Source organism: Novosphingobium sp. Sphag1I (assembly GCF_056279125.1).
Genome location: NZ_JBWBQS010000018.1, coordinates 12,978 through 26,957, shown reverse-complemented (window position 1 = coordinate 26,957; position 13,980 = coordinate 12,978). Strand labels below are relative to the sequence as shown.

The following is a 13,980-nucleotide window of genomic DNA, read 5'->3' as shown; positions in this document are numbered from 1 at the left end:
GCCGGATGGGCAGGGACGCTGATGCCTTGGGACCGCATTAAGCTTCCAGATGAAGCTGCGGGCTCTTGCGTGAAGAATGCGTAAAGGTGGGTCTGGGCGCTTCGAACCTTATGGCTGAGGGGCTTTGGCTTCACCCCTCCCCATCATGGCCTATTCCAACCCCAATTGCCCGCGATCCACCAGTGAGGCGACCAGTTCGGCGCGCGAAGCCGATACCCGGTATTCGGCATCCACTTGCCGCAAACGGGCGTCTGCGGCGGCTTCTTCGCGCAGGTTGACCAACAGAAAGTCGCTGGCGCCAAGGCTGAAGCGCCGCCGTTCCGCCTCGGCCATGCGCGCGGCCAGCCCGGCCTCGTCATGGGCCAGATGGGCCAGCTTGTCCGAGCCTGTCACCTGCGTTTTCAGATTGGCGATTTCGACCGACAATTGCTGTTCCAGCAAACGGCGACGTTGCACCAACGCATCGGTTTCGGCTGCGGCCTCGGCCATTTTTCCGCGCGCCTGACGCTGCTCCAACGGCATGGTAAAGCGCAGCCCCACGATGGCTTCGGCAGGACGGCGGACATAGCCCATGGGGCCGCCATCGCCGATGTCTTTCGATCCCTCCACGCGCAGGTCGAGCCGGGGGCGCATCTCGTTTTGCGCCATGGCGCTGCGCGCGGACGCCTGTGCCAGCCGCGTCATCAGCATTTGCATATCGGGCCGCGCTTTGATGGCCTCATCCTCATTCATACCCAGCGGCGGGGCAAGGCGCGGCAAGGCACAGGGCAATTCCTCGGCCTTGGGGACAACGGGCCGCCCTTCTTCGTCGCGCCAAAACAGCGAAAGCGCATTGGCCTGGATCGCCAGATCCTGTTCCGCCCGCACCAACAGGGCCTGACGGCGCACGATGTTCTGCTGATTTTCCACCACCAGCATCGCCTGCCTCGCCCCGGCGGCCACCTGCTTTTCAATCGAGGCTTGTCGCGCGGATGCCAGTTCCAGCAAATCACGATAGATACGCAGGCGTTGCCCGGCCGCCGCCCATTGCTGATAGGCCTCAATCGCGCGGCGCTGGACGCCTACCGCCACCATCTCGCGTTCAAGTTCGGCCAGATCGGTGTCCAACCCGGCAATCTGCATCCGGCCACGCCGATCATCAATCAACCTGTCACGCAGCAGCGAAAAGACCGCCCCGACCTTGACCTCACCCAGAGAATTGGTGACCGATTTGCCGTCATAGCCGGGAAACGGCCCCATAGAGAGGCGATAGCCCGCGTAATAATTGCCGCCATTGCCGGTCATGGGTCGGGTTGCCTTGGCCTCGGCGGTGGCATTGTCATAATAGCCCAGCGCCCGCCATTGCACGTCGCCGTCAAACACCAGGTCATAAAGGCCCTGTGTCGAAAGCATACGTGCATCGGCCTGTTTCTGGCGCGCCACGGCTTCGAGGATTTGCGGCGCATGGGCGGCCGATGATTGCAACACCTGTTTCAGTGTCAGTTCGGCCGCGCCCGCCGCCGAAGCGGAGAGCGCCAGCGCCGCGCCAATCAGAGCACGGATCACTTACCCTCCTCCTCATAGGAGTCCTTGGACTTGGCTTTCGCCTTGTCACCCTTGTCGGACAATGCCTTGCCCAGCCCCTTGCGCGGCCCCGGATTTTCCGGCGGCGTCATCTCCAGCGGGAAGTCATTAAGCTGGCGCCACAATTCATAGCCCACGCTTACGGTTTCCATCTGAATCCACCCGCGCACCTTTGAACCCAACCGAACGAAATTATTATCCGGCCATGGCCGCAAGCCCGGCATCGGTTCGATCAGCACACGAAAGAGGCCATTGTTCAACGCCGACGGGTCAATCGAGCGCACGCGTCCATCAAACATGCCCTGCGCCACCGACGGCCATCCGCTGAACTGAATGGCGGGCCAGCCTTCGAAATTCAGCCTTACCCTTTGCCCGCGCCGCACCATGGCAACGTCGCGCCCGTCGATCTGCAACTCGACCACGCGTTCGGAATGTTCGGGGGCAAGCGTTGCCAACCAGTCGCCCGCGCTGACCAGCGATGCACCGACGTTGGTGTTGATGGCCTGAATACGCCCGTCGCGCGGCGCACGTACAACCTGTGCGGATTGGCGGTTCAGCGCAATGTCCACCCGGCTCAACTTAGCCTTGGCCTCGGCCAATTTGGCGGCATGTTCGGCAACCTTGATCTGCGTATTTTCGTAATCGCGCCGCGCGGCCAACCCGTCGGCATAAAGCGAACGCGTGCGCTCGACATCCAATCGGGCCACCGCCATCGCCTGCGCCACCGAATCGATCTGGGCCAGAACCTGCGCGCGTTCCGCGGCCATGCGGGTCAAAACATCGGGATCATTGTCAACGATCTGGGCGATTGGGTCGCCCGCTTTGACCTCTTGGCCATCGTTCACATACCATTTTTCCACCCGGCCCGGCACCAGAGCCGTGATCTGTTGCACCCGGTCATGTGGATCGAGCGCGGTCACGCTGCCCCTGCCCGGCGCGGTTTGCACCCATGGCACCAGAAACAGAAATGCGACGATGGCGGGAATGGACAGCGCGATCATCCATGCCACCACCCGCATCACGCGCGGGGGTTTCATGGCGCTTAACGTAGCGAAACGGTCAAACCGGCTCATGCCTGCGCCCCCCCAACCAGTTTGCCGTCCATTCCGGCCGCAAGGCGTATGTCGTCCAATTGTCCCCCACGGATTTGTTGACGATTGCCCAGCCAGAGCCAGCCGTCACGCTCCAACCCTTCGGGCCGACCGGTGAATTGCAGAACGCTGGTGCCTGTCTGACGCAGGTCTTGCAAAACCTTGTCCAATCGTGCGGGCGGCAGAAGGTCATAGAGCGGCGAGAGCACCAGCACCTTTGGCCGGGCCAGCAATGCGCCAGCCAGTTTGAGCGCCATCGTTTCCCCCACAGCCAGCGGCCAGCCCAGCGGAGAGAGCATCGTGTCCATCCCTTGCGGCAATTGTCCCACACGATCAGCCAGACCAACCATATCCAGCGCTGCGATCATCTCGTCGTGGCGATCGCCGCTGGCCAATGAAAGATAATCGCGCAAGGACAGGTCAACGATCGTCGGCCGGTCCAGCACCACCACATCCGAACGCAGGCGCAGCATGTCATAGGTGCCGATATCCGCGCCGCCCACCGTGATCAGGCCGCGCGCGGGCGTGTCCAACCGCTTGAGCAAAACCGATACCGCCCGGTCCACCCCCGGCGCGGCTAGAATGGCCAGTTGTTCGCCGCTGCTGACCGAAAAATTCAGGTGATAGTCGCCCAATTCCACGTCGCGAAAGGCAATCGCGCCATTGGGCAATGCGGGCGCATCCGCTTTTGGCGTGCTTTCCTGTGGCAGATCCCAAAAAAGCGACAGTTCTTCGAGCCCGCCCACCAGATCGTAGAAAATTTCCAGATAATTGCCCAACTGCGCAATGCCGTAAAATACCCCGGACAGGATCAGTTCGGCCGCCACCAATTGACCAATCGAAAGTTCGCCCGCGATGATCAACATGCCGCCCATGGTCAACAGACCGGCGCTGGCACAGGCGTAAAGCAGCAAGAGGCAGATGGTTTGCGAAAAGGTATAGCGGAAATGGGCACGATGCTTGGCCACATAATCTGCGGTCAGCGCTTCGGATTGGTCGATGGCGAAATGCATGTGGCGGCTGGATTTGTAAAAGCCATTGGATCCGCCAACCCCATCCAGCCAATGCGCGGCGGCATGTTTGGAATGGCTGACGGCGATGGCGGTGGTAAAGGCGCCGCGCGCCCACAGCATCAGGATCAACGCAATGATCGTGACCAACAGAACGTTGAAGGCCAAAAAGAAGGGGTGATAGAAACTGGTCACGACAAGGCCGACAGCGCCCTGCAAAACAATCGCAAAACCGCCCACCAACAGGCTGGTCAAAGCCTTTTGCACGGTGGCCATGTCGAAAAACCGGTTAAACAGATCGCCGCGTCGTGCATCGTGAAAGAAAGGGTTGCGGGCATGAACCGCACGCAGCGTAATTTCCGCCATCATCCGCGCGAAAAAGCGCCGCTCGAACAAGGCCATCACATGCACGCGCAACGCGCTGAGCAGGCCGGCCAGCAGGAGCAGGCCAAACAGGATGGCAGAAAGTGTGAAGAGCGGTGCGGGCAGCGCGATATTGGCAACGGCGTTGATCAGCAATTGAACCGAGATCGGCGTGGCCAGAGAGAGCAGTGAAATGGCGGCGCCATACATTAACGCCATACGCAAATATGGCCCATCCGGCCCCAATATCAGCCCGATCCACCGGGCCACCTGCCGCATTCCCACATTCTGTTTGGCCATGCCCCATCCTTTTCGCAGTTGCAGCAGCTAAATAGCGGCTATTCCTTACCCTTCAAGTTCAGGAATACCCCGCAATAAAACGAAACATTGAGGAAATGGATTGATTGCACTTGGGCCTATGCGGCCATTGCTACACCCAACTCTCCCTATTTCGTCAGCGGCCAATTCACGGGTCAAATTTGCCCAAACCGCCCAACGCCACGGAACCAATATGGATCAACCGTGATTTATTGAAACGTAACATTAGGATAATCACCTAAACATTGTTCGTGCGAACCAGCGTTTCACCCAATTTTAACGCCGCACACCTAACCAGCGTGGGTACATGCGATCAGCGATCGTCCCCCCTAAGCTTGCTGGATCTCCCCTCTCATGATCAACGTTGCCTTGTGCATTGCAACCGAACACGACCCTTGGTTGGTCGCATTGGCTGTATTTGTATGCTGTGTTGGCGCCTTTGCCGTCATTCAGATGTTTACCCGCGCCCAGGCCACATCGGGAGGCCAGCGTATCGCATGGCTCTTTCTGACATCGGTGGGCGCAGGTGCAACCATTTGGTGCACCCATTTTGTTGCGATGTTGGCCTATCGCGCCGGCGTGCCGGTTCATTTGGACCCGGTTTTGACCATCGTTTCGTTGATTGCCGCCACGATGGGCACGGGTGCGGGCTTTGCCATTGCCACGTGGAAGAAGTCCGCAGCCTATGCCGGAGCGGGGGGCGTGCTGATAGGACTGGCCATTGCGGTCATGCATTTCTGCGGGATGATGGCCTATCGGGTCGATGGGATCGTCGCGTGGCGCAAGGAATATGTGATCGCGGCCGTGCTTGGTTCGGTCCTGTTTTCCGCCGCCGCGATGATCGCAACCCATCAAAGCCGCCTTGCGACCTATCGAGCGCCCCTGTCCACGGCGCTGTTGGTCTTGGCGATTGCGACTTTGCATTTTACCGCCATGACCGCGCTGCACATCACCCCGCTGCGCATCAGCGCCGCGCCGATGGAACCGCAGCAGATGGAAGCGCTGGCTCTGGCCACGGCAATTGTCGGTCTGCTGGTGATTGCGGTCGGTGTCTTTGCCGCGTTGATCGACCGTTGGACGCGTTCCGACGCGATGAGCCGCCTGCACCATATGGCGATGAATGATGCACTGACGGGCCTGCCCAATCGCATCAGCTTTCAGGATGAGCTTAAACGCCAGATCGAAGTGGCGCGGGTTACCGGGACAAAGCTGGGCGTGGTGGCCATTGACCTTAACCGTTTCAAGGAAATCAACGATATTCACGGCCACAAGGCCGGTGACGATGTACTGATTACACTGGCGCGGCGCATGACCGCCGAATTGGGGCGCAATCAGATGATTGCCCGATTGGGCGGCGATGAATTTGTCGGACTGATCCGTTTTGACAACCGCCCCGCACTGGCCAATTTTACGGGACGGATCAAACAGGCGCTGGAAAAGCCGCTGGAAATCAGCACATTCGATACATGCGTCGGGGCCAGCATTGGCGTTGCCATCTATCCCGATGATGCCGATGCGGCCGACACGTTGACCAACAATGCCGACATGGCCATGTATCGCGCCAAGAGCCGCCGAGCGCCTGAACCATGCTATTACGATGCGGTTTTGGACGATGCGATCCGTGAACGCCGTGATCTGGCCAATGACCTGCGTCAGGCTATCGGCTTGAACCAGTTGGAGCTGCATTATCAGGTCCAGACCTCGCTCGTGACGTCGGACGTCACGGGTTACGAGGCCCTGCTGCGCTGGACCCATCCGGAACGCGGCGCGATCCCTCCGGCGGTGTTCATTCCGATTGCCGAGGAAAACGGCCTGATCCTGCAACTGGGCGAATGGGTGATGCGCCGGGCGTGCAGCGATGCGGTAAAATGGGACCATGGCGCCCGCGTGGCGGTCAACGTATCGCCCATGCAATTGTCGCATGCCGACCTGCCACGGCTGTTTCACCAGATTCTGATGGACACCGGCCTGCCGCCGCGCCGTCTGGAAATCGAATTGACCGAATCCGCCATCATGGCCGACCGCGACCGCGCGCTGCACGTCCTGCGTCAGATCAAGGCGATGGGCGTGGGCGTTGCCCTCGACGATTTCGGAACCGGCTATTCCAGTCTGGAAACCCTGCGCGCCTTTCCTTTTGACAAGATCAAGCTTGACCGCCTGTTCGTTTCTGAACTGGAAAACAGCCCGCAAGCCGTCGCCATTGTCCGCGCGGTACTGGCGCTGGGCAAAAGTCTGGCCATCCCTGTTCTGGCCGAAGGGATTGAGACGGCAAGCCAGTTGGGCGTCCTAAAACGCGAAGGTTGTGACGAGGTGCAGGGGTTCCTTTTCGGATATCCTCAAACCACCGCTCAATATATCCCTATCATTCTGGCGGAGCCGCCCTCCAACGGCCCCGGAGATGTAAGCACCGCTGCCTGATGTTTGGCCCGGTTGGCGCATACATGCCATCCGGGCCTGTTCGTCACGCCATCATATTCCCGCTCAGCAAATGCCCGGCCTCGCGTTTGATGATCTGCGCCACCTCGGCATAGTTTTCGCTATAGACCGAGTCATGGCGCCAAATGGCCGCGACGGAGCGCGCATAAGACCAATCCTCGATTATCAATGGCGTGATGATGTTTTTTCCGCCAATCTCTGAACGCAGATAAAGTTCGGGCAGGATCGCCAGACCCAATCCCGACGCGCACATCTGGCACAGACTGTCGAGGCTGGTCCCTTCATAATCATCGAGCAGTTCCAGCCCCAACTCATCGCAAATCTCACGCGTTTGCTGATGAAACGGATAACGCGGATCGATGCTCAGCGCCTGAATGCCGACCAGATCGGCGCGTTTCAAATGCGACCGGGCCGCAAGAGCATGGTCAGGCGGCGCGACCAGATAGAGCTTTTCATCGAACAAGGGCTCAACGTGCAGATCCGCCCCGCCCAGCGCCAGAGGCGTCAGAACCATGTCGAGCGCCCCGCTGCGCAGCTCAAACATCTGGTCATTGGGGATCCCCTCGCGAATATGCAGGCGAAGGTCGGGCATTTCCTGTTTCAGTATGCCGACAATCCCCGGCAACAGATAAGGGCCAAGCGTCGGTGAAACGCCAAGGCTGATCGTTCCGACCAGTTCCCCCACGCTGCGCCTTGCCGTTTCCTCAAGGTCGTTGAGGTCGAGCAAGAGTTTACGCGCGCGTCCAACGATTTCCTTGCCAACCGGCGTTGGCCGCACCGGCGTCATGGCGCGATCAATCAGACGGACGCCAAGGCTTTCCTCCATCTTCTGCAACTGAAGGCTTAACGTCGGTTGGGAAACATGGAGATAGATCGCGGCCCGGCGAAAGCTTTGATGATCAGCGACGGCGACCAGATATTGCAATTGGCGGAAGGACAACATTCATCGTTGATAGATAATATCAATCAATTCGTCCACAACCTTTCAATTGGACCTATCGGAAACTGAACTGCATCCTGTGGCCTGTCCATGAACAAGGCAGCAGCCAACCCTCTCAATGGAACAGGAGATGACACGTGAAGGTTCCCTATTTCGCTCTGGTGGCCTCTGTTGGGCTGATTGCGCCCGCCACGGCGTTTGCTCAGGCCCCACAGGCGGCGGCATCCTCGGCGCTGGTCGTTGGCGCCATGACCTATGACCCGCAAGGCGGCGAAGTCGGCAAGATCGAGAGCATTTCCAATGATGCCATCGTCATCAACACTGGCGCCAGCAAGGCGGCATTGCCCAAGAGCGCCTTTGGCACCAATGCCAAGGGCCCGATGGTGACAATGACCAAGGCCCAGATCGACGAGCAGGTCGCCGTATCGGCGCAAAAGTCGGCCGCCGCGCTTGAGGCCGCCATGGTCGTCGGCGCCGAAGTAAAGGGCAAGGCGGGCACGCCGGTTGGCACGATCAAGGAAGTGAAACCAGACCTGATCGTCATTGACCGCGCCGCCGGACCGGTCTCGCTGACCAAAAAAGCCTTTGGGCTTGGTGCTCAGGGCCTTTTCATTTCGCTCACCGCAGCGGAGCTGGATGCGGCGGCCAAGCAGGCCAAGCCTTCGGCGTGATGGATTGCAGGCGTCGGGAGCGATCATTCCCGACGCCACATCTTCATTGTTTAATGAAGAACCGAATTCAAACCGATGATTTCCAACGCCTATACCCGATGATGGCCAAGACCACCATAGCCGCATAAAGGCCCGACGTCAGATACAGACCTTTGAATATAAACATCCCAACATAAAGCACATCAACCACGATCCACAGCAGCCAACTTGCCGCATGACGTCGCGCCGTCCAATATTGGGCAACAAGGCTGAAGCTGCTGAGCCCGGCATCCATCCACGGGATGGCGGCGTCCGTATAATGGCTGGTGAACCAACCGATCGAGACGGCGCCAATCGCCCCCAAAGCCAATCCACCCAGCGCGGAATGGTTGCTCAACGGCTGCACGATCACCTGCCCATCCCCGCCCCGCCCTTTCAGCCAGGCGATCCAGCCATAGACAATCGCCACGCCAAAGACCGCCTGAAGCGCCATGTCGGCATAGAGCCGTTCATCGAGGAACAGTTTGAAATAAAGCGCGCAGGCCATCAGGTTGACCGGCCAGCACACCATCACCCGTCGCGCGGTCAGCCATATGCCCAGAAAACTGACCACGACCCCGATGATTTCCAGAACGGACATTATAGCCCCATCCCTTCGCGCAATTGCCGCAGAAAGGATTGGCCATTGTCCGACCCGAACCACCGCGCATGGCCGATCAGATAGTCATCCCACGCCATCGACGCCTGCGCCTCATCCTTGAGAATGCCCGCGAAATAGTCGACCTCGGACATCGCAAATTCGATGTGGACCAAAGGCAAGAGATTAAGCAAGGTTACTAAATTAGAAGTACTTAACGGCGCTATCTCACAATAGGCTTGAACCAAGACAAGCGCCGTCGCGACATCCCCCTCCATTGGCGCATCATTGCCCAAGTCAAGCCATGGAATAGCGCAACGCTCAATCGCCGTGGCCAGATCGTGCAAAGCGCAGGTTTGCGTCGCAAGGCCAAAGTCAAAGACCGTCGCAACCTCTCCCTGCGCAGACCAGAGCAGGTTGGAGGGATGCCAGTCATTATGTGTCCACAGCGCAGCTTGGCCCGCCAGCCTATCGCAAAGCCCATGGCCAAACTGTGCAAAGATCCCAGCCAGTTCCCCCTGCCAGTCGCGCGCCCGCAGATAACGCTCCAAGGCGGGCCGCGCCGCGAAATAGGCCTGCGCCGCGCCGCGCCAATCGGCGGCGGGCACGATGGTAAAACTGGCGATCAACGGGTCCGCTCCACGCGGCGGCGCATCATAATCGCGCGCCGCCAGATGAAGCCGCGCCAAAGCATGACCGGCAGCGCGGGCATGATCCAGGGACAGAAAACCCGTCCATGAATGCCTGTCGCGATAGAGATCCGCGCCGGGCGATGCGCGATGGAGTTCATAGGTCCACTCCCCCAGCCCCAAGGCCCCCACATCGCCCGCCGCCTGCGCCATGACCTCCGGCACGCTCACCCCGCCCTTGCGCAAATGCGCCATAAAGCGGTGTTCCTGCGTCAAGCCATCAACGGAACGCAGGGTCTGATGGTGCCGCTTCAGGATGAAAGTGCCACCCTCGGCCTCAACCCTTGCCGCCGCCGAAAACGGACGCGGCGAATGCCATGGCAGCGCAATCACGCGCCCCGCCTGCGGGAAATGGGCGAGAACGGCCTCCGCCTCACCAGCGTTGATCGCTGGCCAGGCGGGGGGTTCAAGCACTTTACCCATGCCGTGGACCAAATGATCCGATGCAGGCGCGTTGGCGGTCATCAGAACGCGCGCGAGATGGTCGCCACAAAGGCGCGCCCGCCGCCGATATAATAGGTCGGAGCATAGCCGGAAATGACCGAGCCATTGCGCCCAACGGTGTCCTGCGCATTCATGCCAAAGCTCTGCACACCCGACAGGACGCGCGGATTGGTGATGTTGATGGCGTTGACGCGCAAATCGGTGCGCTTACCATCGACCAGCTTGGCCAGATGGACGCCCAATGACAGATCAAGCGTGGCATAGCCGGGAATGCTCTCGTCATTCATAAAGGTCGAATATTGGCGCGCGACATATTTCAGCGCCGTGCTGCCAAACAACAGGCCATCGTCATAGGTGCTGCCTACGCCAAACTGATAGGCGGGCGCGGCAACGGCGCGCTTGCCCTTGGTGGGCAGCCAATCGCCATTGACCGACAAATCGCTGTCGATCCGCGTGTGCAGATATTCGCCCGAAACATAAAGGCTGACGCCCTTGGCCGGTCGCCAATCGATTTCGCCATCCAGACCATAGGAAGTCTGGCTGCCGCCATTGATCGTCGAATTGACCAGAGCGCCGCCGCTGTTCACGACGGTTGCGACCTGTCGGTTGCGGAAATGGTAATGAAATCCAGTCATTGAGAACGAAAGGTTAGGTCCGATATAACGATAGCCCAGCTCCTGAGACACCGAATATTCGTTTTTGAGGTCAGTCGTCCCCCGCGTGCTCACCGCGCCATAATCATAGGTGTTGTAGAGCGTGAACTCATTGGGCGCGCGGAAATTGGTGGTGATATTGGCAAAGACCTGCTGGCGGTCATCGATCCGGTAATGCAGCGCGGCACGCGGCAAGGCGGCGAACTTTTCAAACCGCACCCCCGATTGCGGACCGGGCAGGAAATTGCGCCCGCTGCGCAAGGCATCGACGCCCTTGAAACCAATGTCGGCGGTCAAACGGTCGCTGATCGTGATGCTGTCGGCCACAAAGAACGCCTTGGACACTGTCACCGTCCGTATATTCTCATAGGCCAGAAGGCGGCCATCGGCGGTGCGGATCGCATTGGCGGGATAGCCCCATTCGTCGGCCGGCTGCCCATCGCTGCCCACCGGGGTGTAGGTCTGTTGCACACGGTCATTGCCGTAATCGAACCAGATCCCGCCCGTCAGACGATGCGCGCCCGCCTGCAACGTCAATTTCGTCACATTGCCGGCGCGAAACTGATTGCCGGTCCAATTGCCCAGAACCGTGGCCAGACCCGAAGCATCCGCGCCGGGCAGATTGATCGGCTGGGTCAATTCCTCGGTGCCCAGATAATTGCCCGTTGTGGTCAATTGCATCCCATAGGGCGAATTGCCGTAACCCCATTGCAGATAGGTCGTGGTGTCCAACGTCAAACGGTCGTTGATCTGAATATGCACCGGGGCCGACAGATAGATATTGCGGAACGGCGCACGATAGAAACGCCAGTAACTTGTATCACCAACCGTATAATTCTTCTCGAAATTATATCCGCGCCCATAGGTTTTCCAATTGGCCAGAGAGGGGCTGGGATAGGTCGAAGTCTTGGCCTCGTTGAACGAGACGGCCAGACTGGCGCGATTGCCCTGCCCCCATTCCTTCAGCAATTTGCCGTCAATATGGTTGCGCAGATCATAGCCCGCCCCGCGCCAATTGTCGGCGCGATTGTTCGAATAGGACACAAAGGCGCGCAAGCCGCTGTTGCCGATCGTGCCGGTGTCGAAACGGACAAAGCCGCGCCGTTCATTATACGAACCCAGCGAGAAATTGACCAAAGCCCCCCGCTTCTTGGCCGGATCATCCAGCGTCAGCGACAACAGCCCGCCCGTCGCGCCCAATGTCGGCGAATCCATATCCACCGCGCCTTGCGTCAGGGCGACCTGACGGATGTTTTCCGCGTCCGCAAATTGCGATGGATAGGCATAATAATAGCCGATGTCATTCTGCGGCGCGCCTTCCATCAACACGCCGATCTGATCCTGGCCCATCCCGCGCAGGGTCAGGCTGGAGGTTGCCGAAAGGCCGTAGGGATCGGTGGACGACACATTCGCGCCGGGCAGCAGGCTGACCAATTGGAACGCGTTGAGCGTCGGGGCCTGCTTGATGATGAAATCGGACGAAATCGCGCTGATCGCCTTGGGCGCGGTCTGGTCGGGCAAGAGACCTTCGGGATCGGGATGACCGGTCACGCGGATGACGGCCGGATCATCGGCTTCTGCCGCATGGACCTGCGTCGCAAAGCCGGCCATGGAAACCGCCATCGAAAGCGCCAGCGCGCGCCCGCAGCCCCCCAGCAAACGCAAACGGATCAAATCGGCAGCCATCATCTTTTCCACGTCTCTCGCACTCCAACGGGAGAGACAACGGACTGGCCGCCAACCCTCCCTACGCCGGTGTCAACCGGATCAGGTTCAGCGGGTCGTGGTCTGCTGACCACCTCTCAGCCGCGCAACAGCGGCCCCCCGGGGATGCGGTGCCTCTAGGGGCTCTTTGCGCTTGTGGGAAGTCCTGTTGCGCATGCCATGCAACAACGATGATCGACTGCGACATTTTGGGCATAGCAACACTACACCCCGATGGTGCTGGCCGGATGGCTTTCAGCGAAAACTGAGCGAGAGCGCGTGATAGAGTTTGGGGCGGCACACCAAAGAGCTGACCCAATCCGCGATCAACGCCGTGCCGAACAGAGGCAGGATCATCCCCCGGTCGGCAGTCATTTCCATCACGATGATGATCGCCGTCAGGGGCGCCCGCACCACCCCGGCAAAATAGCCCACAATGCCCAGCACCACGATGGCCCCGCTAGAATGTTCGGGAAAAGCCATCGACAAGGCCTGCCCCAAACCGGCGCCAACCGACAGGGTGGGCGCGAAAATGCCCCCCGGCGCCCCGCTGATGGCCGTGGCCATCGTCGAAATCAGCTTGGCCGGACCGAACAACAGCGATGCCTGATGCCCTTCGAGCAAGGCGCGCGTGGTTTCATACCCCGTGCCCCATGACAGGCCGCCACTGGCAATTCCGGTCAAGGCGACGATCAAACCGCAACCCCCGGCCAGAAGCAGCGGACGCGCCTTGATCCGCACCAGCCAAGGCGCCCCGGACCAAGCCATCGCCACCATCACACGCGAAAACAATCCGCCCAGCACGCCCCCGATCACCCCGGCCAGAGGCACGACCAGCACCATGGCATGAAGGTCCAGCCGGGTGCTCATCGCTCCGAAATAGACGTAGTCACCCGACAGGCCCAGACTGACCAGACCGGCGATCATCACGGCGGCCATCACCTGTACCGCAACCTTTTGCTCAAAGGCCGAGGCCAGTTCCTCAATCGCAAAGGCGACCCCGGCCAAAGGCGTGTTGAACGCCGCCGCCACACCTGCCGCGCCCCCTGCAATCACCACGCCGCTGGTCACGGGAATGCGAAGGACGCGGTTGACCGCCACCATGATGGCGGCGCTGATCTGTACCGTCGGTCCTTCGCGCCCCGCCGAACCACCGGCCAGAAGGATCAGGATCGTACCGAAGAATTTGGCAAGTGCAGTCGAGGGTGACAACAAGGCCTTGGCCTTTGGCCCATCTGGCTTGTGACAGGCTGCCATCACCTGCGGAATGCCGGAGGCACGGGCCAGAGGCCAATAGCGCCGCGTGCACCACACCACCGCCATGAACAGGGCGGGCGTCACGATCAACGGTGACCAGAACGCGCGGCGGTACATCGCAATAAACAGATGCTGCGCCCATTCACCACATTGCGCGAAGATGATGGCGACCAGCGCCAGCAGCATGGCGCCAATGATGGCGGCCACCCTTGATTTCAAATTCCC

The 13,980-nt window shown here is 60.0% G+C and carries 10 protein-coding genes and 1 riboswitch; of the genes, 2 read left to right on the top strand and 8 right to left on the bottom strand.

Annotated elements, in window-relative coordinates:
* Window positions 1-150 precede the first annotated feature (150 nt).
* Genes ACZ9HU_RS18235 through ACZ9HU_RS18225 form a run of 3 tightly spaced genes read right to left on the bottom strand, consistent with a single transcriptional unit; the run spans window position 151 to window position 4,327 of the window.
* Window positions 151-1,545: a TolC family protein gene (locus tag ACZ9HU_RS18235; RefSeq protein ID WP_476107051.1), complete on the bottom strand. Its 1,395-nt coding sequence runs from the start codon at window positions 1,543-1,545 to the stop codon at window positions 151-153.
* Window positions 1,542-2,636 carry an HlyD family secretion protein gene (locus ACZ9HU_RS18230; protein WP_476107049.1) on the bottom strand — a complete coding sequence of 365 codons (1,095 nt, stop codon included), beginning with the start codon at window positions 2,634-2,636 and terminating at the stop codon, window positions 1,542-1,544. Before ACZ9HU_RS18230 ends, ACZ9HU_RS18235 begins: the two co-directional genes overlap by 4 nt.
* The gene (locus tag ACZ9HU_RS18225) at window positions 2,633-4,327 is read right to left on the bottom strand and encodes an ABC transporter transmembrane domain-containing protein (protein WP_476107047.1); all 1,695 of its coding nucleotides are present in this window, start codon (window positions 4,325-4,327) and stop codon (window positions 2,633-2,635) included. Before ACZ9HU_RS18225 ends, ACZ9HU_RS18230 begins: the two co-directional genes overlap by 4 nt.
* Before the next feature lie 471 nt (window positions 4,328-4,798).
* Between ACZ9HU_RS18225 and ACZ9HU_RS18220 the strand changes: the two genes are divergently transcribed.
* Window positions 4,799-6,763, top strand: coding sequence for a putative bifunctional diguanylate cyclase/phosphodiesterase (locus tag ACZ9HU_RS18220; protein WP_476107045.1), 1,965 nt, complete (start codon window positions 4,799-4,801; stop codon window positions 6,761-6,763).
* 43 nt (window positions 6,764-6,806) lie between these two features.
* Here ACZ9HU_RS18220 and ACZ9HU_RS18215 read toward each other — a convergent pair whose 3' ends face one another.
* Entirely contained in the window at window positions 6,807-7,724 is a 918-nt protein-coding gene (locus ACZ9HU_RS18215) for a hydrogen peroxide-inducible genes activator (protein WP_476107042.1), read from the bottom strand.
* A gap of 134 nt (window positions 7,725-7,858) precedes the next feature.
* Here ACZ9HU_RS18215 and ACZ9HU_RS18210 point away from each other — a divergent pair, with 134 nt between their 5' ends.
* On the top strand, window positions 7,859-8,392 hold the full coding sequence (locus tag ACZ9HU_RS18210; RefSeq protein WP_476107041.1) for a hypothetical protein: 534 nt from the start codon (window positions 7,859-7,861) through the stop codon (window positions 8,390-8,392).
* A gap of 67 nt (window positions 8,393-8,459) precedes the next feature.
* On the opposite strand, the gene pnuC is transcribed toward ACZ9HU_RS18210, so the two are convergent.
* The 4 genes from pnuC to ACZ9HU_RS18190 all read right to left on the bottom strand — a co-directional run bounded on the left by pnuC (window position 8,460) and on the right by ACZ9HU_RS18190 (window position 13,962).
* Entirely contained in the window at window positions 8,460-9,011 is a 552-nt protein-coding gene (gene pnuC, locus ACZ9HU_RS18205; RefSeq protein WP_476107040.1) for a nicotinamide riboside transporter PnuC, read from the bottom strand.
* Window positions 9,011-10,162 (bottom strand): phosphotransferase enzyme family protein, encoded by a 1,152-nt coding sequence (locus ACZ9HU_RS18200; RefSeq protein WP_476107038.1) that lies wholly within the window; start codon window positions 10,160-10,162, stop codon window positions 9,011-9,013. Before ACZ9HU_RS18200 ends, pnuC begins: the two co-directional genes overlap by 1 nt.
* On the bottom strand, window positions 10,162-12,405 hold the full coding sequence (locus tag ACZ9HU_RS18195) for a TonB-dependent receptor (protein WP_476107161.1): 2,244 nt from the start codon (window positions 12,403-12,405) through the stop codon (window positions 10,162-10,164). Before ACZ9HU_RS18195 ends, ACZ9HU_RS18200 begins: the two co-directional genes overlap by 1 nt.
* 116 nt (window positions 12,406-12,521) lie before the next feature.
* A riboswitch (TPP riboswitch) is annotated at window positions 12,522-12,631 on the bottom strand.
* A 122-nt stretch (window positions 12,632-12,753) separates the two neighbouring features.
* Window positions 12,754-13,962: a chloride channel protein gene (locus ACZ9HU_RS18190; protein WP_476107036.1), complete on the bottom strand. Its 1,209-nt coding sequence runs from the start codon at window positions 13,960-13,962 to the stop codon at window positions 12,754-12,756.
* Between the last annotated feature and the right edge of the window lie 18 nt (window positions 13,963-13,980).